General features: G+C 46.9%; 21 protein-coding genes. 20 read left to right on the top strand and 1 reads right to left on the bottom strand.

Annotated features, from left to right (window positions below; all coding sequences use genetic code 11):
* The first annotated feature begins 71 nt into the window (after nt 1-71).
* From ACN6KS_RS07375 to ACN6KS_RS07395, 5 genes are all read left to right on the top strand, one after another.
* Nucleotides 72-329 carry a hypothetical protein gene (locus tag ACN6KS_RS07375; protein WP_440961697.1) on the top strand — a complete coding sequence of 86 codons (258 nt, stop codon included), beginning with the start codon at nt 72-74 and terminating at the stop codon, nt 327-329.
* Between the two features lie 292 nt (nt 330-621).
* Nucleotides 622-2091 carry a PTS mannitol transporter subunit IICB gene (locus tag ACN6KS_RS07380; RefSeq protein ID WP_440961698.1) on the top strand — a complete coding sequence of 490 codons (1470 nt, stop codon included), beginning with the start codon at nt 622-624 and terminating at the stop codon, nt 2089-2091.
* A gap of 96 nt (nt 2092-2187) precedes the next feature.
* Nucleotides 2188-4254, top strand: a complete 2067-nt coding sequence (locus tag ACN6KS_RS07385) for a BglG family transcription antiterminator (protein WP_440961699.1) — start codon at nt 2188-2190, stop codon at nt 4252-4254.
* 16 nt (nt 4255-4270) lie between these two features.
* Nucleotides 4271-4705, top strand: coding sequence for a PTS sugar transporter subunit IIA (locus ACN6KS_RS07390; RefSeq protein WP_094874293.1), 435 nt, complete (start codon nt 4271-4273; stop codon nt 4703-4705).
* The gene (locus ACN6KS_RS07395; protein ID WP_094874292.1) at nt 4705-5853 is read left to right on the top strand and encodes a mannitol-1-phosphate 5-dehydrogenase; all 1149 of its coding nucleotides are present in this window, start codon (nt 4705-4707) and stop codon (nt 5851-5853) included. The genes ACN6KS_RS07390 and ACN6KS_RS07395 overlap by 1 nt, the downstream gene beginning before the upstream one ends.
* 55 nt (nt 5854-5908) lie before the next feature.
* Here the strand turns inward: ACN6KS_RS07395 and ACN6KS_RS07400 are convergent, their stop codons facing one another.
* The gene (locus ACN6KS_RS07400) at nt 5909-6982 is read right to left on the bottom strand and encodes a M42 family metallopeptidase (protein WP_042185952.1); all 1074 of its coding nucleotides are present in this window, start codon (nt 6980-6982) and stop codon (nt 5909-5911) included.
* Between the two features lie 547 nt (nt 6983-7529).
* On the opposite strand from ACN6KS_RS07400, the gene spoVAC reads away from it, so the two are divergent.
* The 15 genes from spoVAC to ACN6KS_RS07475 all read left to right on the top strand — a co-directional run bounded on the left by spoVAC (nt 7530) and on the right by ACN6KS_RS07475 (nt 20403).
* Nucleotides 7530-8033: a stage V sporulation protein AC gene (gene spoVAC, locus ACN6KS_RS07405; RefSeq protein WP_042185955.1), complete on the top strand. Its 504-nt coding sequence runs from the start codon at nt 7530-7532 to the stop codon at nt 8031-8033.
* Nucleotides 8030-9061 (top strand): stage V sporulation protein AD, encoded by a 1032-nt coding sequence (spoVAD, locus tag ACN6KS_RS07410; RefSeq protein WP_094874290.1) that lies wholly within the window; start codon nt 8030-8032, stop codon nt 9059-9061. The genes spoVAC and spoVAD overlap by 4 nt, the downstream gene beginning before the upstream one ends.
* 2 nt (nt 9062-9063) lie before the next feature.
* On the top strand, nt 9064-9414 hold the full coding sequence (gene spoVAE / locus ACN6KS_RS07415) for a stage V sporulation protein AE (protein WP_036675923.1): 351 nt from the start codon (nt 9064-9066) through the stop codon (nt 9412-9414).
* Between the two features lie 191 nt (nt 9415-9605).
* The gene (locus ACN6KS_RS07420) at nt 9606-10562 is read left to right on the top strand and encodes an AAA family ATPase (protein WP_076284318.1); all 957 of its coding nucleotides are present in this window, start codon (nt 9606-9608) and stop codon (nt 10560-10562) included.
* A gap of 1 nt (nt 10563) precedes the next feature.
* Nucleotides 10564-11808 carry a DUF58 domain-containing protein gene (locus tag ACN6KS_RS07425; RefSeq protein WP_440961700.1) on the top strand — a complete coding sequence of 415 codons (1245 nt, stop codon included), beginning with the start codon at nt 10564-10566 and terminating at the stop codon, nt 11806-11808.
* A 1-nt stretch (nt 11809) separates the two neighbouring features.
* Nucleotides 11810-14047: a DUF4129 domain-containing transglutaminase family protein gene (locus tag ACN6KS_RS07430; protein ID WP_440961701.1), complete on the top strand. Its 2238-nt coding sequence runs from the start codon at nt 11810-11812 to the stop codon at nt 14045-14047.
* A gap of 88 nt (nt 14048-14135) precedes the next feature.
* Nucleotides 14136-14657 carry a YqeG family HAD IIIA-type phosphatase gene (locus ACN6KS_RS07435; RefSeq protein WP_094874299.1) on the top strand — a complete coding sequence of 174 codons (522 nt, stop codon included), beginning with the start codon at nt 14136-14138 and terminating at the stop codon, nt 14655-14657.
* 2 nt (nt 14658-14659) lie between these two features.
* Nucleotides 14660-15787: a ribosome biogenesis GTPase YqeH gene (yqeH, locus tag ACN6KS_RS07440; protein WP_440961702.1), complete on the top strand. Its 1128-nt coding sequence runs from the start codon at nt 14660-14662 to the stop codon at nt 15785-15787.
* A 16-nt stretch (nt 15788-15803) separates the two neighbouring features.
* The gene (gene aroE, locus ACN6KS_RS07445; RefSeq protein ID WP_440961703.1) at nt 15804-16679 is read left to right on the top strand and encodes a shikimate dehydrogenase; all 876 of its coding nucleotides are present in this window, start codon (nt 15804-15806) and stop codon (nt 16677-16679) included.
* A gap of 57 nt (nt 16680-16736) precedes the next feature.
* Complete coding sequence (yhbY, locus tag ACN6KS_RS07450) at nt 16737-17030, top strand: ribosome assembly RNA-binding protein YhbY (RefSeq protein ID WP_076284314.1); 294 nt, start codon at nt 16737-16739, stop codon at nt 17028-17030.
* Nucleotides 17031-17064: 34 nt separating this feature from the next.
* On the top strand, nt 17065-17667 hold the full coding sequence (locus ACN6KS_RS07455; protein WP_042185968.1) for a nicotinate-nucleotide adenylyltransferase: 603 nt from the start codon (nt 17065-17067) through the stop codon (nt 17665-17667).
* The gene (gene yqeK, locus ACN6KS_RS07460) at nt 17639-18217 is read left to right on the top strand and encodes a bis(5'-nucleosyl)-tetraphosphatase (symmetrical) YqeK (protein ID WP_283910805.1); all 579 of its coding nucleotides are present in this window, start codon (nt 17639-17641) and stop codon (nt 18215-18217) included. Before ACN6KS_RS07455 ends, yqeK begins: the two co-directional genes overlap by 29 nt.
* The gene (rsfS, locus tag ACN6KS_RS07465) at nt 18214-18561 is read left to right on the top strand and encodes a ribosome silencing factor (RefSeq protein WP_042185972.1); all 348 of its coding nucleotides are present in this window, start codon (nt 18214-18216) and stop codon (nt 18559-18561) included. Before yqeK ends, rsfS begins: the two co-directional genes overlap by 4 nt.
* On the top strand, nt 18558-19478 hold the full coding sequence (locus ACN6KS_RS07470; RefSeq protein WP_341049474.1) for a CvfB family protein: 921 nt from the start codon (nt 18558-18560) through the stop codon (nt 19476-19478). Before rsfS ends, ACN6KS_RS07470 begins: the two co-directional genes overlap by 4 nt.
* A gap of 154 nt (nt 19479-19632) precedes the next feature.
* Nucleotides 19633-20403 (top strand): class I SAM-dependent DNA methyltransferase, encoded by a 771-nt coding sequence (locus ACN6KS_RS07475; RefSeq protein ID WP_440961704.1) that lies wholly within the window; start codon nt 19633-19635, stop codon nt 20401-20403.
* Nucleotides 20404-20413 lie beyond the last annotated feature (10 nt).

A 20413-nucleotide genomic window follows, 5' to 3' on the forward strand; every position in this document is an offset into this window, starting at 1 on the left:
AGGTGGGCTTTTTTAGTTGTGATAAATCCAATGTAGGCTGTGATCATACGGATATTGGAGGGTCTAAGAGAATGGTGCTTGTTATAATGATGAGCCTGTGGATGGCAGAGGAGCTGATCAGGAACGGAAGTCTTGCGAACATTCGCAGGCTTCCGTTTTTTCTTGGGTCTGAACCCTTGTACATGGCTGGTAAGGTAAATAAGCTGCTTTTTGGAAAAGGGTGCGGATGGGCAATCGGAGTGGATGGCATCCGGAGCAGGTTTGGTTTAGAGGTACGAGGGAGTTGGGAAGATGAGGGATTAGCGTGCAACGCAAGGTTTATTTCATAGATATAAGTCTCACTGGTCAGAATAACGAAACAGGTTCTTCTGGAGGTGTTGAACCGCCAAAGTAAATAAATCCAAACCATCCTTATTTTCCGGGTCGGATCAAAAGCTAGTTGGCTTCTGTATGGGCTGTGGCAGGAACTCTTAAATGTTGTCAACAATGATCATGCCGAAACCGTGTTTTCAATTTGATGACAAAGAAAGCGTTTTAATTTAGGATGTGACCATAAGGGATAACCTTTAATGCATTTAAGTAAAGAAGGGTCCCATTCAATAATTAAAGGGGGCATTTTAAATGGCCACAACAGCAACACAGAAAAGTTCATCCGGTGGTGTACGGGTGAAAGTTCAACAATTCGGCCGTATGCTAAGCGGAATGGTGATGCCGAACATCGGCGCATTTATCGCTTGGGGGTTAATTACGGCATTATTTATTCCTACAGGCTGGTTTCCTGTTGAAAGCTTGGCGAAATTAGTAGGTCCAATGATTACTTACCTGCTGCCACTCCTGATCGGTTATACCGGTGGGCAGATGATACATGGTAAACGCGGAGGTGTAATCGGGGCTATAGTGACGATGGGCGTTATTGTCGGCTCGGACATTCCAATGTTCCTCGGCGCAATGATCGTGGGCCCCTTATCCGGTTGGGTACTGAAGCAATTCGACCGTGCAGTTGATGGCAAAATCAAAGCCGGCTTCGAAATGCTGGTTAACAATTTCTCACTTGGTATTATAGGGGGTCTTCTGACTCTCGGGGCATACAAAGGAGTCGGACCCCTTGTACAAGGTCTAACTAACTTGCTGTCCGACGGTGTGCAGGTATTAGTTAATCATGGCCTGCTACCACTCGTTAACATCATTATTGAGCCAGCTAAGATCTTGTTCCTGAACAATGCGATTAACCACGGAATACTGAGTCCAATTGCGGCAGAGGAATCTGCGAGAATAGGTAAATCTATCCTGTTCATGCTGGAATCTAACCCTGGTCCAGGTCTGGGTATCCTGCTTGCTTACTGGCTCTTTGGACGCGGATCGGCAAAATCGTCTGCTCCTGGCGCCGTAATCATTCACTTCCTGGGTGGGATTCACGAGATTTACTTCCCGTACATCTTAATGAATCCTCGTTTGATCCTGGCTGTTATCGGTGGTGGTGTTACAGGTACATTTACGTTCCAATTGCTTGGTGCAGGGCTTACAGCCTCACCTTCTCCTGGTAGTATCTTCGCCTACATCGCAATGACGCCAAAAGGTGGATTCTTCCCGATGTTCGCAGGTGTAATCGTTGCAACTGTTGTATCTTTCCTGATTGCTTCGCTGCTACTGAAAACTAGCCGTAAGAATAACGAAGATGAGGATGATCTGGAAGAAGCAGCAGCTAAAGTGAGAGAAATGAAATCTGCAGGTACTGTCGCTCAATCAGCAACTACTGTGAATCATGCAATAACTCCTGGAATTGCTGCGAACGTAGCTGGGAATGTCCGCAACAAAGCTGACGTCAATAAAATCGTCTTCGCTTGTGATGCTGGAATGGGTTCTAGTGCCATGGGCGCGTCTGTTCTAAGGAAGAAACTGCAGAGCGCAGGGGTGAACATTACCGTCGTTAACTCCGCAGTCAGCGAGATTCCGTCTGACGCAGACATTGTAGTGACCCAGAAGACTCTGACCGATCGGGCGATTGCCAGCAACCCTAACGCAGAGCACATCTCTATTGATAACTTCCTGAAGAGCCCGAAATATGATGAGCTTGTGGAACGTTTGAAGTAAAGAGAGTGGGTGAACGATAATTTATATTTGTTATCAAAAAGGAGACGCTGGCCCCCAAGCCAGCGTTTGTCTCCATATAAGGCGAGGGTTCCCCACATGAGGAAAATAACCGCCAGGCAGCGTCAAATGATCTCGCTGCTTTTAGAGGCAAACGAAGAGATCACGGCCGCAGAGATTGCGGGAAGTACTGGAGTCAGCGTCAGAACCGTGCACCGGGAAATGGAAGACATCGAAAAGGTCTTGCAGGATTTTGGACTGGATCTCATCAGAAAGTCGGGAAAAGGTATTCAATTGAGTGGCTCGGAGAGCGGGCTGACAGAACTTCGCCTATTTCTGCTGGAAGAGAAGCCGGTAGAATATTCGGGCGAGGACCGTAAGGTGTATGAGCTATGTTCCCTGCTTGAAGCGGAGGAGCCGGTGAAGCTGTTCGCCCTGGCTCATTCCTTAAAAGTTACCGTGGCAACCGTCAGCTATGACCTTGACGAACTGGAGCCGTGGGTCCGTAAATTCGGCCTGCAGCTGGTGCGCAGAAGAGGGTACGGTGTTGAAATAACCGGAGGCGAGATGGATAAGCGCCGGGCCATTGGCCGATTGGCCGCCGAGCATCTGGATCAGTCTGATCTGGTGGGGCACAATCTGCAGGGTGAGGGGAATCCGGTCTTCAAGATGTTGTTGTCAACGGTGGGAAAAAGCAATCTGATGGATGTTGAGAATACCCTGTGGGACATGGAATGGAATTGGACGGCTGAACTGCCGGAGATTGTCTACATGGAGTTGCTGCTCGGATTATCTGTTGCTGTACGCAGGCTGGAACTCGGAAGGGGCATCAGCAATGCCGAAGAAGCTGTTTATTCACGGCTGTCGGATCACTGCAATATTGCAGATGCAGAGGATTTTGTAAGGCGACTGGGAGAGACGCTGGAGTTTCAATTTCATAGGACAGAAATTCTATATATCGCAGGCTTGTTTGACTTGGCGCAGGACTCCTTTTCCTCCGCGGGCTACGCTTACGGCGACATTGAACTGATGGAGATCGTTTACCGGCTGACGGAAAGTGTCATCAAGCGGACCGGAATTCCATTTCAGACCGACCGTTCTTTACGGGAAGGGCTGCTAGAGCATATTGATCCGGCGCTAAAACGGATTCGTGAAGGCACAAGGATTCGTAATCCCCTGCTCGTTCCTATTCGCAGGGATTATGAATATCTGTTTACTATAGTTCGGGCTGCAGTGGAGGATATACAGCTGGAGCTGGAGATTCCGGATGAAGAGATCGGGTTTCTGGTCATGCATTTTGGCGCATCTGTGGAAAGGCTAAATCAGCTCAGGCGCAATGTGCGGGCGATTCTGGTGTGCGCCAGTGGACTTAGCTCCTCCCGGCTGCTGGCTACAAGGCTTACGAAAGAGATGCCGCAGATCGAGATTCTCAGGAATATTTCCTGGTATGAGGCAGCCCGTCTGCCGCAGGAAGATTATGATCTGATCATCTCAACCATTGATCTTCCGTTGGATAAAGACCGCTATATCAAAATCAGCCCCCTGCTGACCGGGGAAGAAATAGAGAAATTACTGAATTACATCCAGAATACTACGTTGAAGGAACGAAATACACCTACCGCTGGTGAGCCGGACCCTACGGTTCGTGAGGAAGCGTCTTTGGACCGCCTGAAGAGCTATAAAGGAATTCTGGATGAGATAGTCAGATTGTTGGAACGTTTTCAGTTCCATCCGCTGGATAATAGCGGAATGAGCCTTTCCCGGACACTCGCCGCGATGCTGGATCTGCTGAACGGCAGCGGAGTCGTCGGGGATGCCGAGATTCTTCTGGAGCGTCTGCTGGAGCGAGAAAGAATGGCCAGCCAGGTAATCCCGGATACCGGACTGGCGCTTTTTCATACAAGGAGCAGCCATGTTCTGATGTCTTCCATAACGTTATACCGGCTCCGGGAGTCTGTTTTACTGGGAGGAGATACCGAAGTCAGGGTTATTCTGTTGATGCTCGCCCCGCGCAAACTTTCTAAGGAAAGCCTGGAAGTGCTTAGTGAGATCAGCGCCCTGCTGCTAAATTCAGAGCTTGTAAGACTGCTTGAAGAACGGTCGGAGCTGGAAATTCGAGGCTATTTGTCGTCGGAGTTGCTACGTTTTTTTGAAAATAAAATGTGAAAGCGAGAGAAACCATATGAGTATACTGTCAGAGAATAAAGTAATTATGAATGGTGCCGCAAAAGATAAATATGAAGCGATCACTATGGCTGGCCAGCTGCTGGTAGATGCAGGACATGTAACGGAGGAATATATTCCCAAAATGCTAGAGCGGGAAGAGGTAGTCTCCACATACATGGGTGAAGGCTTGGCCATTCCGCACGGGACCAAGGATGCCCGGCCTTTTATCCAATCTACAGGATTGTCCATCGTCCGGTTTCCGGATGGTGTGGATTTTGGAGGGGAGGAGCCTGCGTTTGTGGTAATCGGAATTGCGGCTGCAGGAGACGGACACATGGAAATATTGACAAATGTGGCGATGATCTTTAGCGAAGATGATGCGATCGAACGGGTGATGAGTGCGGGGACACCTGCGGATGTCATTGCCATCTTCGAAGGAGGAGTTGAGTAATGAAAGCAGTCCATTTTGGTGCGGGAAATATCGGCCGCGGATTTATTGGTCTGCTGCTGTCAAAGGCAGGGTATGAAGTATGCTTCGTGGATGTGAATGAAGCGTTCGTCTCCCAGCTTAAGGAGCGTGGTGAATACCCGGTAACGCTGGCCAGCGAAGGCCAGGAGACGGTTACCGTTACAAATGTGACAGCACTTAGCAGTATAACTCATGCCGACGAAGTAGCTGCTGCCATTGCTGAAGCAGATCTCGTTACGACAGCTGTTGGCGTGTCAATTCTGAAGCATATCGCCGGAGTACTTGCCGAGGGCATCGGCAGACGTGTGGCGGTTTCCTCGACACCTCTGCATGTGATTGCCTGTGAGAACGCCATTGGCGGCAGCGCTCAGCTCAAAGATCTTGTGTACGCACAATTGGATGAAGCAGCCCGCGGAAAAGCTGATGCTTCTGTAGCATTTCCTAATGCAGCAGTGGACCGGATTGTGCCACTGCAGCAGCATGAGGATATTCTCAAAGTTGTGGTAGAGCCATTCTATGAATGGGTTGTGGATGCATCGCAAATGCTTCCGGGCTATACCCCTGTTGAAGGGATTCACTACGTAGATAATCTGGAACCTTATATCGAGCGCAAGCTGTTTACAGTAAATACCGGACACTGCTCTGCAGCTTATCTTGGCTACCTTCGTGGCTATGAGACCATTCAGCAAGCCATGGGCGATGAGGAATTGACAGCGCGCGTCCGGGAAGTTCTAGAAGAAACCGGAGCAGTGCTGGTGAATAAACACGGCTTTGATCAAGCGGAGCACAGCAAATATATCGATAAAATCCTCGAACGCTTCCGCAATCCGGCGTTGACGGATGAAGTCTCCCGGGTTGGCCGCTCGCCAATCCGCAAGCTGTCGCCGAACGACAGGCTCGTATCCCCGGCACTTCAGGCTTATGACCGGGAACTGAGCTATTCGGCTCTAACCCGTTCCATGGCGACAGCGCTGCTGTTTGACGTGAAGGATGATCCAGAGGCCGTAGAGCTACAGGCATCCATTGCTGACATCGGAGTTCCGGCAACCGTTACGAAGTATACAGGCATTGCCTCAGGTCATCCGGTGCATCAGTCGGTTATGGCAGAATATGAGCAATTGAAATTATGAAATGCAAAAGAACCACAGGGGCAGAAATAGCCACTGTGGTTCTTTTGCTATACCTTTAGCTGTTCTCAATAATTGTCTGTAGTGTAGTCCGGTCAAGGCCTTCTACCAGTTTGATCAGAAGCTCTTTAGCAGCATCGTAGTCATCACTGTGAATCACTGATGAAGCGGTGTGTATGTAGCGGGAGCATATTCCGATTACTGCGGAAGGAACGCCAATTCCACTAACATGAACCTGACCTGCATCTGTTCCGCCTTGGGATACAAAATACTGATATTTGATCCGGTGGGTATCCGCTGTATCTTGTACATATTCAATCAGACCGCGATGTGTAACCATCGTAGGATCAAAAATACGCAAGAGAGCTCCTTTGCCCAGATGGCCAAATGCCTGACTATCACCCGTCATATCGGCAGCAGCGCTCGCGTCCAGACCGAAGAAGATGTCTGGTGACAGGAGATTAGCCGCAGTACGCGCGCCCCGAAGACCTACTTCCTCTTGTACAGTGGCACCAGCGAAAACGGTATTTGGCAGCTTTTTACCGTGCAATGCTTTAACTAGTTCAATGGCGAGACCTACGCCGTAACGGTTATCCCAAGCTTTCGCCAAGATTTTTTTCGGATTAGCAAGGGGAGTGAATGGACAAATCGGCAGAACCTGTTGGCCTGGTCTAACGCCAAAGCTTTCTGCTTCTTCGCGGCTGTCTGCACCGATATCAATATACATTTTGCTGATTTCACCAGTCTTACCACGTTCTTCATTGCTTAGCAAATGGATAGGCGTACTGCCAACAACTCCGGTCAGCGTTCCTTTAGGTGTAATGATATGTAGGCGCTGGGATGCAACAGCAGAGGCAAGCCAGCCGCCAAGTGGTTGAAAACGGATCATTCCGGTGTTAGTAATTCCGGTTACCATGAAACCTACTTCGTCAAAATGCCCGGCGACCATAATCTTTGGCCCGTTCTCTTCGCCCCGCAATACGCCGAACAAACTACCGAGACGATCCTGTACGAACTCTTCAGTATAAGGAGTCATAGCATCCTTGACGTAAGCGCGGAGTTCGCGTTCAAATCCTGGGGCTGAGGGAAATTCGGTAAGTGTTTTGAACATGTCCAATGTTTCTTGATTCATATGAATTCACTCCTTTATTAAAATATAAGAACACATTTATACATCATTCTTATATTTCTACGAGAAACGGATGTTATCCATAATGGATCACATCGTTATTTCTTCCTGCAACCTAGTATGAACATTCTGGGCTCACTTGTCCATGACAAGAGACAATGAACACCGGGCACGAGCTCCACGAATACTATGCATTAGAGGCTTTGGTGGCAGGAGCCTTAGAGAGGATGCGAAGATGAATGAGGGTAGCGGGTAGCGTACCCCCAAGAAGGGTGCAGGGAGGATTATCAAGTAGGAGCCTACAAGGAAACGGAACGCGCAGACGATACTGGCGCCACAATCCAAGGGAAAGAGAAGCAGTACTTATTTTTGTACTCTTTTTATTGCTGATTGTTGTGTTACTGTATTTTTCCTGAACTGGAGGGACATAACGAAGCGGAGGATGGCAAACAATAAGGAAAACTTCTAAGCGAAGAACAACTTAAGGGGCTTAAAGTGAGTACTATGATGCTTGTCAGCCCCCTTCGCCTAACTTTCAGGAGGTGCCTCAATGCCGGCGAAAACTAAGAAATCGGGTGTCAAGCTGAAGCTTGACACCCTGACTCCACAAGATTATGAGAAATTGTCCAAGCCTTTTGTTCCTGCTAGGCCCGTATTCAAAAACTGCATACGAGCGTTTATTGCTGGCGGCATAATCTGTGTTATTGGACAAGGGATTCAGGAGGCTTTTATGGCAATCTTTGATATGACCTCCAAAGAAGCCGCCAGTCCGACAGTCGCGGTGATGATCCTACTCTCTGTAATTCTGACCAGCTTTGGCGTGTACGACAAAATGGCGCAATGGGCTGGTGCAGGAACTGCAGTTCCTGTGACCGGGTTTGCAAACAGTATGTGCTCTGCAGCTCTGGAGCACCGCGCTGAGGGGCTTGTACTTGGTGTAGGCGGCAATATGTTTAAGCTTGCGGGTTCGGTCATCGTATTTGGTGCCGTCGCTGCTTTCATAATTGGTATCGTCTATATCTTTTTGGGCACAGGAGGTGCACACCATACATGAAACAGCTTGGTAGTCAGACATGGGAGTTCACGAACCGTCCCGTTATTTTAGGCTCTTCCGCAGTAGTTGGACCGGAAGAGGGAGAAGGTCCTTTAGCTTCAGACTTTGATTTTATATTTGATACTCTGGAAATGGATGAGAAGACATGGGAGAAGGCCGAGCGCGCTCTGTTCGAGAAGGCTTCCCATCTGGCTCTGATTAATGCGAATATCGATAAACAAAAGCTGGAGTTTTTTGTCGGCGGAGATTTGATGAACCAGATTATCAGCAGCTCTTTTGCGGCCAGAAAATTGGGTGTGCCTTACCTCGGAGTCTTTGGTGCTTGCTCAACCTCTATGGAGAGCCTTGCGATTGCCTCAATGATCGTTGATTCTGGTGGCGGTAAGTATGCGCTAGCGGGAACATCCAGCCATAACTGTACAGTAGAGAAGCAGTTTCGTTATCCAACGGAATATGGTTCACAGAAACCCCCAACGGCGCAATATACAGTAACAGGCTCAGGCTGTGCTGTAGTGGGACAGAATGACGGCTCTGGCAGCCATCCAGTCGTGGTCTCAGCCACATTAGGACGTATTATGGATCTTGGTTTGACAGATCCTTTTAATATGGGGACGGCTATGGCACCTGCGGCCGCGGATACAATCACTGCCCATTTTCGGGATACAGGTCTATCGCCCGGGCACTATGATTTAATTGTTACTGGCGACCTGGCATCCGTGGGGTTACCTATAGCCAAAACCCTGTTGGCCAAAGAGGGAATTCCTATGGAGCAAACTACTTTTAATGATTGTGGTCTGCTTATCTACGACTTGGAGAAACAGAAATATGTGATCGCTGGTGGAAGTGGCTGCGGGTGCTCAGCGGTTGTAACCTATGGTCATATCCTTAAGCGGTTAAAAAAAGGTGAACTTAAACGGGTGCTCATAGTGGCAACGGGCGCACTTTTATCACCTTTGTCTTATCAGCAGGGAGAGAGTATTCCATGTGTTGCTCATGCCGTATCCATAGAGAGCGGAGGTCAAGCATAATGATGATTTACTTATGGGCTTTTCTGATTGGAGGAGCCATTTGCGTTATAGGGCAGCTGATGTTCGATGTATTGAAGCTGACACCTGCACATACGATGAGTACCCTAGTTGTAGCCGGAGCGATTGCTGATGCTTTTGGTATCTACGATCCACTTGTGAAATTTGCGGGTGCTGGAGCAACCATTCCGATCACAAGCTTTGGGAACTCCTTGGTTCATGGGGCATTAACGGAGCTGGAGCGGGATGGCTGGATCGGTGTAGTTACGGGTATTTTTGATATTACAAGTGCGGGCATCTCCTCAGCTATTGTATTCTCCTTTTTGGCAGCTTTAGTTGTACGGCCGAAGGGGTAAAGTTGATGCTGCATGAAAAGGTTGTCGTCAGAAAAAGACGGCAGCCTTTTTTTGTTATTTTAAAATTGTAGGATGTTTCATCTTATGGTTTTTTTTGTATCCTCACTTCGTGATCTTCAACAATGTACTTTGGGTCCCCTAATCATGTAAAATATAAATAATACTGCTTATTCTGGCTAGGAGGATCATATATGCCCGTACGACAAGAATCGATGCACACTATGAATGCTGTACGCACTAATTTGGAATCCTGCATACTTGGAAAATCATTTGAAATACAATTACTGTTAACCGCTCTGCTTGCTGGTGGTCATGTATTGATCGAGGATGTACCGGGAACAGGAAAAACCCAGCTGATACGAGCACTTTCAAGATCAATGTCGGGTGAATATCGCCGGATTCAGTGTAATCCAGATATACTCCCGAGTGATATTACAGGTGTATCTGTCTATCACCCTAGGGATGAGATGTTTCATTTCCGGCCTGGTCCGGTGATGACGAATATTTTGCTAGCCGATGAAATTAACCGTGCTACTACGAAGACACAATCCGCACTTCTGGAAGTGATGGAGGAACGAAACGTTACCGTAGATGGTGAGACGTATCCACTTCCTCATCCTTTCATGTTATGCGCTACCCAGAATCCGATAGACTTTGAGGGAACCTATACTCTGCCAGAAGCCCAATTAGATCGATTCATGCTGAGAATTAGCCTTGGATATCCTGATGCAGCGACGGAGAAGAATTTATTGCTGAGCCATCAGGAAGGCCAACCGGTGGACAGGCTTTCGCCAGTAACAAGCATGGAACAAATTGCAGGAATTCAGGAAGAGATCCGCGACATCTTCATGAGCGATCCCGTGCTGAATTACTTGTTAGATATTGTGCGGCAGACAAGAGAACATCCACTGGTAATGCTGGGTGCAAGTCCACGTGCCTCACTATCCTTTATGATGGCTTGTAAAGCTTATGCCTTTTTGCAAGGCCGAGATTACGTTCTGCCTGATGATGTGAAGATCCTTACTCCATTTGCCTTGGGACATCGTATATTGCTGCGTCCAGAGTCGCGACTAGATAATATTAGCGTAGAATCTTTGCTTCAAAAGCTTCTGCAGAGCATCCATGTGCCTGTTACGATGAGGCAATGATATGAGACGTTATTTGTCGTCGGTTGCAGCCATCATTCAGCCATCTAAGCTTGCAAGCATCCTTGTAATTTGGAGTATTACACTCTTATATGTACTTTTTCAGGGCGGGAAAACTGCATTTATGTTGTTTATCATGGTCTCTGTACTTATTGCATATTTGATTGCTGGAGGTTTAGGAGGCGTTCGGCGAGCTAAGGGCACTCGCAGTCTTTATTCTGAACAAGACAAGGGGGATTTGCTCTCTGCCGGAGGGCATCTTCGTGTAAAACTAAAAATTACAATTCCCGGGATTTTGCCCTTGCCTTACGTTGTTGTAAGGGAGGTTCTTAAGCGGCATAATGGAGAATCGTGGGTATTTGAGGAAAGTGTAGTCCCAAGCCTCAGAGGCATTGGGGAACTAAAGTTTCAGACACCAGCCTTAGAGCGTGGAACTTACACATTCTCTAATACAGATATTATCAGCCAAGATATATTTGGGCTTGTCGAGCATAAGGGAACATTTTTATCGGAAGGACAATTTCAGGTTTTGCCTCGTGCGATCTACGTTCCGCGCTGGCAGTTATATGAGAGAAAATCTCGGCTATCCGGGCCGCAGGCTTCCGTTGTTCAATCTCGGCGTGAAACCACACAGATTAATGGCGTCCGTGACTATGTATATGGTGATCGCTTGACGCGAATTCACTGGAACGCAACTGCTAAGACAGGCTCTTGGAAATCCAAAGAGTTTGAGCATGAGTCGATTCCCAAAACCATTCTAGTCCTTGACGGAAGCACATCAGCTTATATGAATACGAATCAATTCGAATTAGCAGTTTCGGTGACGGCATCACTCCTCAGCTTCGGCATTCGGGAGAGAATTGGAATTGGTCTATGTTGTTTGGATAAGTCGACGAAGGTGTTCGCACCTGTTGAAGGTGCTGCTGAGCGTCAGAAGATGATTCAATATTTAATCGATCTAAACGCTGAGGGGCGCGGTCCGCTTATCTCCCGATTGGAAAAAGGATATCGTATGTTTCCTAAAGGCTCTTACTTTGTGTTAATTAGTCCACAGCGTGGACAGCCTGTACTTGATGCCCTACGTTGGGCTGACAGCAGAGGAATGACTGCTTCTCACATTCATGTGCGAAATTCCGCAGAGATAAGTAGAGGTAACGATTGGATAGACGTCCTTAGATCTCGTGGAATAACCGGCTATGGTATTAGCTCGCTTCAAGAGCTTCCCTCAGTGTTAGGAGGGGAAGGTTGATATGAGAACCTGGTGGAATCAGATAAAATTCTCCTGGCACCGTTCCGTCGGCCTGTTATGGCTATTGATTATTGCACAGCAGTGGATTTCTTATACGGAACCCATCTGGCTTAATCAAACCACTGCTTCTGTATGGGCTGCCCTGTTAACGATTACCATCATTGAGATTTTTATTCCTGTTAAAGTTCAATTCAGACTGACTATAGAAGCAGCAGCTATTATCTATATCGTTTATCGCAACATTACTAATTATGGAATTTATGTTCCGGATCCATGGGCTACAACCCTTCTTGATAAGCTTCAGGATATTAGTGTGTATATGGTGCCGTATATCTGGTTTGCTCTTGGTGCCTCTGCCTTGTTGTTGCTATCGTCTTGGTGGGTATCCTCGAAGAAGCGTATCTTATGGTTTATAGGAATGAACATTGTAGCGCTGGCTGCGCTTGATTCCTTTACATCTATTGTTTTGTGGCAGGAAGTGGCTTGGACGGTATTTGCGGGTATGGGCTGGCTTGTCAGCCAGCACCTAAGAAGTTTTCAGTTACATTATCCGCGTGGATGGGTACATTTGCTGGAATATCCCTCAAAAATAGTCATGAATATCGCAATCGTCTTCTCTCTGGTTATTTTAATCGGTGTAAATATGCCGGATGTAAGGCCTACTTTGAAGGATCCTTATACGGCGTGGCAAGAGTGGAATGGAATTGGAAAATCTTCTGGTAAGAGCACAACTGGAACAACAAACTCCAATACGGGTTCAGGTTCCTCTGTTAACAATACTTCGTCAGGCTATAGTCTGAATGATGACAACCTGGGCGGGGGCTTTAACTTCGATTATACCCCGGTGATGACTGTGGTTTCAGATTTACGTATTTATATGCGAGGAGAAACACGCAGAGTCTATTCTGGAAGTGGATGGTCGGATAAGGATCGATTGAAGCGAGGACCTTTAGAAGAGGTGGAGACGGGGAAATCCTTGGAGCAAAATGCGGCTTCTAAGGTCACTACCCGCACATTGAAACAGACGGTTAAAGTGCTTAACAATAATGAATTTCCGGTGTTATTCGGTGCTTATTCTGTAACTTCGGTGGATTCATTGAATGGTGAGGCAGCTGGGAAGGGTCTTTTCTGGAGAGATCGTGATAGTGAGCTTCTATGGGATATAGACGGGAAGAAACTCGACTATCCTTCGACCTTTGAGCTGACTTCTGAAGTTCCGGTCATTCCTGTTCAGGAATTGACAGCAAAGACCTATAAGGAACTATACAAAGGGAATGATCTGGAGGAAAGCTTTCTTCAGCTGCCTGATGACTTCCCTCAACGGGTTAAAGATCTGGCCGAGGAAATTACAGCACAAGGAACAACACCGTATGAAAAAACAGCACTTTTGCAACAATACTTACAACAAACCTTTCCATATACCAACAAGCCGGATATAACACGTGTTTCAAGTGAGGATTTTGTAGATGGTTTTTTGTTCGAGCTGAAGGAAGGTTACTGTGATTATTATTCTACGGCATTAGTCACTATGGCACGTTCCCTAAACATCCCTGCAAGATGGGTTAAGGGTTATGCACCTGGAGAACAGGCGGAATTGCCTATGAATTTGGCGCAGCAGGTAGGTACCGCAAATAATAATTACACGATTACCAATGCAGATGCCCATTCCTGGGCAGAGGTCTATTTTGGTGAGTATGGTTGGATTCCTGTTGAAGCTACACCAGGGTTTAATACTCCTCTCCTGACTAAGAATGAGCAAATACCTGAGACAGATCAGGAAGATCAAGATGAAATGGCAGAACCAACACCTGCACCTGTGACTAATGCACAAGCAGATCAAGGCTTCCATGTGGGTTTATGGGTAGTTTTGGCAGCAGTGGTTGTATTATTATCCTGGACTATTTTTAAAGTTTGGCATATTCGCTTTAAGTTGCGCTTCTTCGTTCAACAGATGCGAATGGGCCGACCTTTAACGCCTGATCAGAAAGTTGTGGCTGAAACTGAGCGTTGGGTAAGGTATTTGCATCGTAAGGGAATGATGAAGGAAGAGCATGAAACATTGCGTGAAGCCGTAGTCCGCTGGAGTCAGGAACGACCTGCTGTGGCCAATCATCTTTCTTCACTGCTAACGATGTTTGAACAAGCAAAGTATAGCCCTGATGTTATTGAAGACAAAGACTGGCAGAGCGTGTATACTGAAGCTTTGCGGCTGCGGAGAACGATAAGATCCAAGAAATAGCGTTTAGGCAGTAAATCATTGCTATAGATTTATTTGCGTAGCGCATGGATTATGTTATAGTTTTTTGTATGAAATCGAGGTGAACGTATTGTTTGAAATGTTAGTTCCCAAACTCCGGGTGAATACGGTATTCGATATTTCTCTAGAAGAGCTGTATCGACAGGGATACCGTGGAATCATTACGGATCTGGATAACACACTGGTCGGTGCCAAAGCGCCTGTGGCTACTCCGGAGCTGTTGTTGTGGTTTGAGAAGGTGAAGGAAGTGGGCTTTAAGCTCATCATCGTATCCAATAACAACATGGACCGGGTGTCACGCTTTGCTACACCGCTTAATATTGAATTTGTGCATCAGGCTCGGAAACCGAGTAATGCTCCTTTTCTCAAAGCGATGAAGCAGATGGAGTTACCACCGGAGCAAACGATTGTGGTGGGCGACCAAATGCTTACAGATGTATACGGCGGCAATCGGCTTGGCCTGTATACCGTATTGGTGCTGCCAATCTCCGTGAAGGATGAAGGGTTCGGCACAAGATTTAATCGTCGGGTAGAGCGAGTGGCTCTGACACGGCTTCGTAAAAAAGGATTGTGGCACGAGGAGGAAAAATAGTAATGAACGAACAAAGTGAAACACAGCGTCCTGAGAAGTGTAGCGGTTGTGGTATCAAGCTTCAGATGGAGCATAAGGATCAACCAGGATACCTTCCGGAAGTCGCACTAGACCGGGACCCTGTGATTTGCCAACGCTGTTTCCGGATTAAGAATTATAACGAGGCTTCATCTGTTTCTGTGAACCAGGATGAATTTCTTCGCTTGCTGAGTGGAGTAGGGGAGAAGAATGCACTTGTTATTCATATTGTTGACATTTTCGATTTTGAAGGCAGTTTGATTTCCGGTCTTCAGCGGTTTGTCGGTAATAACCCAGTTATTCTTGCAGTGAATAAATGTGATCTGCTACCTAAGGTTACGAACTGGAATAAACTGCGTAACTGGATGCAACAACGCTGTAAAGAAGAAGGATTGCGGACAGCTGAAATCGTACTTTGTAGTGCGAAACGAAATCAAGGCTTTGACCATTTACTGGAAGCCGTAACAGAACTGCGTGGTGGGCGTGATGTTTATGTAGTGGGTGCTACGAATGTAGGGAAATCCACGCTTATCAACCGTTTGATTTCGGACTATAGTGATTTGGAGCAGGAGTTAACCACCTCGCGTTACCCTGGTACAACACTCGATACGGTCAAAATCCCACTAGATGATGGCCACTATATTATAGATACGCCAGGGATCGTGTATCCATGGCGTTATAGTGAACTTGTTGAACGTCAGGATCTGGATGCAGTTATGCCGGCCAATCCGTTGAAGCCTGCTGTCTATCAGTTGAATGAAGGACAGACGCTATTCTTCGGTGGACTGGGACGTTTTGATTTCGTGCAAGGTCCGCATCAATCGTTCACTTGCTTTATTAGTGGTACTTTAAAAATCCATCGCACCAAACTGGAACGTGCAGATTCCCTTTATGCGGACCATCGTGGTGAAATGTTGTCTCCTCCAGGAAGTGACCGGATGGACAAGCTGCCACCATGGCAACGGCATGAGTTCCGAATTAATAAAGGCAGTCGGAGCGATCTATATATTTCAGGTCTGGGCTGGATTAAGGTCAACGGGACAGAAGGCGCAGTCGTGGCTATCCATGTTCCGCGTGGTGTGAAGGTGCTTACCCGCCCTTCGATGATCTAACGGGGAGGCTAGTACAGTGTCTTTGATAACTGCAACCGAGGGCTACAATACCGGGAATATTTTACTGGGCGTAATGGGAGATCCTATTATACAATCCAAATCTCCTATTATGCATGAAGCAGCACTGCAAGCACTGGGAATTCCGGGTGCTTACGTGCCGCTTCATATCCTTCCAGAGAATCTGGAGGATGCGGTGCAAGCGATTCGCACGCTTGGATTCCGTGGGGTAAATGTGACGATTCCGCATAAGGTTGCGGTGATGGCTTATGTGGATCTATTAGATGAAAGTGCGGTAGCCGTTGGTGCAGTCAATACGATTGTTAATAATAACGGGATACTCACCGGATATAATACAGATGGAATCGGTTATGTACGTTCGCTTAAAGCGGAAGCCATTTCTGATTTGTCAGGTACGAAGATTATGGTGATTGGAGCTGGTGGAGCAGCTAGAGGAATTGTTGCCGCACTGCTTCAGGAGAAGCCTTCTTCTATCCTTATCGCTAATCGCAGTGTTGATAAGGCACAGGACTTGGCTGCAGAGTGCCAGAGCAAAGGGAATGTGGTCGGGATTAGCATGAACGAAGTAGCGGAAATGCTGGATGGCGTTGATGTACTGATCAATACAACCTCCGTGGGAATGTATCCTCATATGGATGAGACACCTATAGATCCTGAACTGCTTCGTGCAGGGATGGTCGTAAGTGATCTGATTTATAATCCACTGCGCACGCGTCTATTGTTAGAAGGACTTGAACGAGGCTGTAAGATTCATGGAGGCCTCGGGATGTTTGTCTATCAGGGGGCTTATGCATTGGAGTATTGGACAGGGCAGCCTGCTCCTACGGAAATCATGCGACAGACCATACTCCATTGTCTGGGTGGAAAAGAGTAAGAAATGGATTCATCAATTTAGGGTAATAATATATGTTAATTAAGGAGTTATTCATTTATGTTAACTGGTAAACAAACACGGTATCTTCGTTCATTGGCGCATCACCTCGATCCTATTTTTCAAGTGGGCAAAGGTGGAGTAAACGATCACCTCGTACGCCACATTGAAGAAGCTATTGAGAAGCGTGAACTTATGAAGATTAGTATACTGAGCAACAATATTGAGAATCCCAAGGAAATCGGTGCGCAACTTGCCGAACAATCGGGTTCTGAGCTTGTACAAGTGATTGGAAAGACCATTGTCTTGTACAAAGAATCACGTGATAACAAAACCATTGAGCTGCCCCGCTAATACCTGAAAGCATACTACCAAGGAGGTCGTCCTCTTGAAAGTTGGAATTATGGGAGGTACCTTTGATCCTCTTCATATTGGTCATATGATGGCAGCGGAAGCAGCTAGAGAAACTTATGGACTTCAAGAAGTATGGTTTATGCCTTCACATATTCCGCCTCATAAACATGAGGCAGGGGTATCTGGAGCAGATCGGCTGGCAATGGTGCAGGAAGCGATACACAATCATGAAGCTTTTCGCACATTAGATTGGGAAGTTGTCAGAGGTGGCGTTTCCTATACGTATGAGACCATAAGACGGCTGCAAGAGGCGTATCCGCATTTCGATCTTTATTTCATCATCGGAGCGGATATGGTCCAGTATTTACCGAAATGGAACGAGATTGAAGAGCTTGTGCAGCGGCTTACATTTATCGGCGTAGGTCGTCCGGGAACACCTCTTGATCTAGACGCATTGCCAACTTATATAGCAGAAAAGGTACTGCTAGCAGATATGCCTCTGGTTGATATATCGTCAACGATGTTAAGAGAACGGGCTGCAACTGGAAAATCCATTCGTTATATGGTACCTGAGGCAGTGTTCGATTATGTTCAAAGGAGTGGATTGTATGGCATACAGCCGCGAAGCTCTGATTGAGGCGGTCTCGACACAAATGCCTGCTAAGCGCTGGAAGCATACACTGGGCGTCATGGAGTCATCCATTCAACTAGCGGAGCAATATGGCGCTGATCCTGAACGTGCGGAGACAGCTGCAATTCTGCATGATGTGGCCAAGTATTGGCCTGTGGAGAGAATGAAGGAGATTATCGAGCAGAATCATCTGAACTTGAATCTTCTGAAGCATGACAAGCAGCTGTGGCATTCGGAAGTAGGTGCCTTTGTAGCAGAGCAAGAATATGGGATCACAGATCCGGATATTCTTAATGCGATCCGTTTTCACACCTCAGGTCGTGAAGACATGAGTTTACTTGAGAAAATTGTCTGTCTCGCCGACTATATCGAGCCTGGCCGAGATTTTCCAGGGGTTGATAAGATACGTAAGCTGGCTAAAGTAAGTTTGGAAGAAGGACTAGTCGCTGGATTTGATTCTACGATTAGTTTGCTACTGGAAAAACGCCGAGTGATCTTTCCGTTAACGGTACTGGCGCGTAATGATTTAGTTAGAATATTGGAGGATAAAATATGAGTGTACAACCAAGCAAGCTGTTAGAACTGGCCCTTAAGGCTGTGGAAGATAAAAAAGCAATGAACGTAGTGGCATTAGATCTGCGTACTGTTTCACCGATTAGTGATTACTTTGTTGTATGTCACGGTAATTCGGATACCCAAGTTCAGTCCATTGCCACCGAAGTCCGCAAAGTGGTCCATGAAGCAGGCGGAGTAATTAAGGGGATCGAAGGAATGGATTCAGCACGCTGGGTGCTGATGGATCTTGGAGATGTTATTGTTCATATTTTCCACCGCGATGAACGTGAATACTACAATATTGAGCGTCTATGGTCGGATGCGAAGGTAGTGGAGACTGTATGAGCCTGATTGCAGGAACTACAGTTACACTTAATGTAGTAAGAGAGGTATCCCCATACGGATTTTTCCTGAATGCAGGAGATCAGGATGTTATGCTGCATTATACGGAGCTTACCGAGAAGGTTAAGACAGGCGATAAAGTTGAAGTCTTTATCTTCTTCGATACCGAGGATCGTCTAGCAGCAACGATGAAGAAACCGTTTCTGACATTGGGCGAAATGGCCTTATTGGAAGTGGCTGATATCCATCCGCGTCTAGGTTGCTTTTTGGAAATGGGTCTCGGACGGCAGCTGCTGCTGCCCATTCGTGAGCTTCCAGAGCTTCCAGAGCTGCGCCCTCAGATCGGCGACTATGTGTATGCGATTATGGAGCATGATAAACAGGGGCGTCTTCGTGCTAAATTAGCTGGAGAACAGGAACTAGCTCCGCTAGCTCTTCCTGCGCCTGAATCCTGGATGGGACAGACTGTGACAGCCCGGGTGTACAAACCGCTGCAGATGGGGACTTTTGTTCTTGTAGATGCTGGGGTTTTAGGCTTTGGTATTATCGGTATGGTCCACTCTTCTGAACGGAGTCGTCTACTACGTCTTGGGGAGCAGTTTGAAGCACGTGTCTCCCATATCCGTGAGGATGGACGTGTTAACCTTTCTATGGGTCTCCGTAAAGAAGTAGGCATGGATGTAGACTCTGCCACGATTTTGGAATTCTTGCATGCCCGTCCGGGTGGAGCGATGCCATATTCGGATGCTACACCACCGGATATTATCAAGCAGCGTTTCGGAATTAGCAAATCAGCCTTTAAGCGTGCGCTTGGAAAGCTGATGAAGGAAGGCCATGTTACCCAAAAAGAGAATTGGACGTATCTTGCTCCTAAGGAAGAGGAAGGTTCAACCGAGGGGAATGAAGAAACAACCGAATAATTAAAAATATAAGAAAGTATAAGTTTCACACTATACTTTTCCTTATATTTTTCGTATAAACGCTCACCGTCCTTGTGGGGACGCCTAGAGCGTTTATACTTGATGGGTCAATAATAGAATCATATTAAATGTTGTAATAGAAAGCGGTGTACTAGTGTCTTCCTATGGGAAATTTGCTTATGTATACGATGAGCTCATGGCAGATATGCCGTATCCTGATTGGATCTCCTTTGCTGAAACCGCATGGAGCAAATACGGTAAGCCTGTAACCGTGGCTGAGCTTGGCTGCGGCACCGGGAGTATCACTATTCCTTTGGCGGGTTCAGGGTATCATATGACCGGAATCGATCTATCTTCAGATATGCTCTCAGTGGCACAGCGCAAAATGGAAGAGCATCCCCAGGGACGGCGTTTCTTGCGCGAAGGTAGTGTTCGTTGGATTAGACAAAACATGAAGGAATGGGAGCTTCCAGAGCTTGTGGATTCTGTGATTTCTTTCTGTGATTGTCTGAATTATGTGCTGGAAGAAGACGATATCAGAGCTGTCTTTGCTAGTACCTTTGCAGGACTAAAGCAAGGCGGCACCTTTCTGTTCGATGTACATCATCCAAACACACTGATCCGTTATGAAGAAGAGCAGCCCTTTATTCTGGACGAACCATCGGTGTCTTATATTTGGACTTGTGAGATGGATGTTCCTCGCCGCGAAATAGAACATCATCTGTCCATTTTCGCTCGCGAAGAGGGACGGATTGATGTATATCGCCGTTTCGAAGAGACGCATATTCAGCGTGCCTACGATCCCCAGTGGATGAAGGATGAACTGCTTAAGGCTGGATTTAGTGATGTGAAGACTTACGCCGATTTCGAGTGGATAGAGGCGGATGATGATGCGGAACGTTTATTTTATATTGCTATAAAATAAATATTTCCAT

Origin of the sequence: Paenibacillus nitricinens (assembly GCF_052056485.1) — a bacterium.
Taxonomy (GTDB): domain Bacteria; phylum Bacillota; class Bacilli; order Paenibacillales; family Paenibacillaceae; genus Paenibacillus_AQ; species Paenibacillus_AQ nitricinens.

Coding starts and splice junctions, on each gene's coding strand:
- ACN6KS_RS07375 (WP_440961697.1), top strand. CDS start 72: ATGGTGCTTGTTATAATGATGAGCCTGTGGATGGCAGAGGAGCTGATC.
- ACN6KS_RS07380 (WP_440961698.1), top strand. CDS start 622: ATGGCCACAACAGCAACACAGAAAAGTTCATCCGGTGGTGTACGGGTG.
- ACN6KS_RS07385 (WP_440961699.1), top strand. CDS start 2,188: ATGAGGAAAATAACCGCCAGGCAGCGTCAAATGATCTCGCTGCTTTTA.
- ACN6KS_RS07390 (WP_094874293.1), top strand. CDS start 4,271: ATGAGTATACTGTCAGAGAATAAAGTAATTATGAATGGTGCCGCAAAA.
- ACN6KS_RS07395 (WP_094874292.1), top strand. CDS start 4,705: ATGAAAGCAGTCCATTTTGGTGCGGGAAATATCGGCCGCGGATTTATT.
- ACN6KS_RS07400 (WP_042185952.1), bottom strand. CDS start 6,982: ATGAATCAAGAAACATTGGACATGTTCAAAACACTTACCGAATTTCCC.
- spoVAC (WP_042185955.1), top strand. CDS start 7,530: ATGCCGGCGAAAACTAAGAAATCGGGTGTCAAGCTGAAGCTTGACACC.
- spoVAD (WP_094874290.1), top strand. CDS start 8,030: ATGAAACAGCTTGGTAGTCAGACATGGGAGTTCACGAACCGTCCCGTT.
- spoVAE (WP_036675923.1), top strand. CDS start 9,064: ATGATTTACTTATGGGCTTTTCTGATTGGAGGAGCCATTTGCGTTATA.
- ACN6KS_RS07420 (WP_076284318.1), top strand. CDS start 9,606: ATGCCCGTACGACAAGAATCGATGCACACTATGAATGCTGTACGCACT.
- ACN6KS_RS07425 (WP_440961700.1), top strand. CDS start 10,564: ATGAGACGTTATTTGTCGTCGGTTGCAGCCATCATTCAGCCATCTAAG.
- ACN6KS_RS07430 (WP_440961701.1), top strand. CDS start 11,810: ATGAGAACCTGGTGGAATCAGATAAAATTCTCCTGGCACCGTTCCGTC.
- yqeH (WP_440961702.1), top strand. CDS start 14,660: ATGAACGAACAAAGTGAAACACAGCGTCCTGAGAAGTGTAGCGGTTGT.
- yhbY (WP_076284314.1), top strand. CDS start 16,737: ATGTTAACTGGTAAACAAACACGGTATCTTCGTTCATTGGCGCATCAC.
- yqeK (WP_283910805.1), top strand. CDS start 17,639: ATGGCATACAGCCGCGAAGCTCTGATTGAGGCGGTCTCGACACAAATG.
- rsfS (WP_042185972.1), top strand. CDS start 18,214: ATGAGTGTACAACCAAGCAAGCTGTTAGAACTGGCCCTTAAGGCTGTG.
- ACN6KS_RS07470 (WP_341049474.1), top strand. CDS start 18,558: ATGAGCCTGATTGCAGGAACTACAGTTACACTTAATGTAGTAAGAGAG.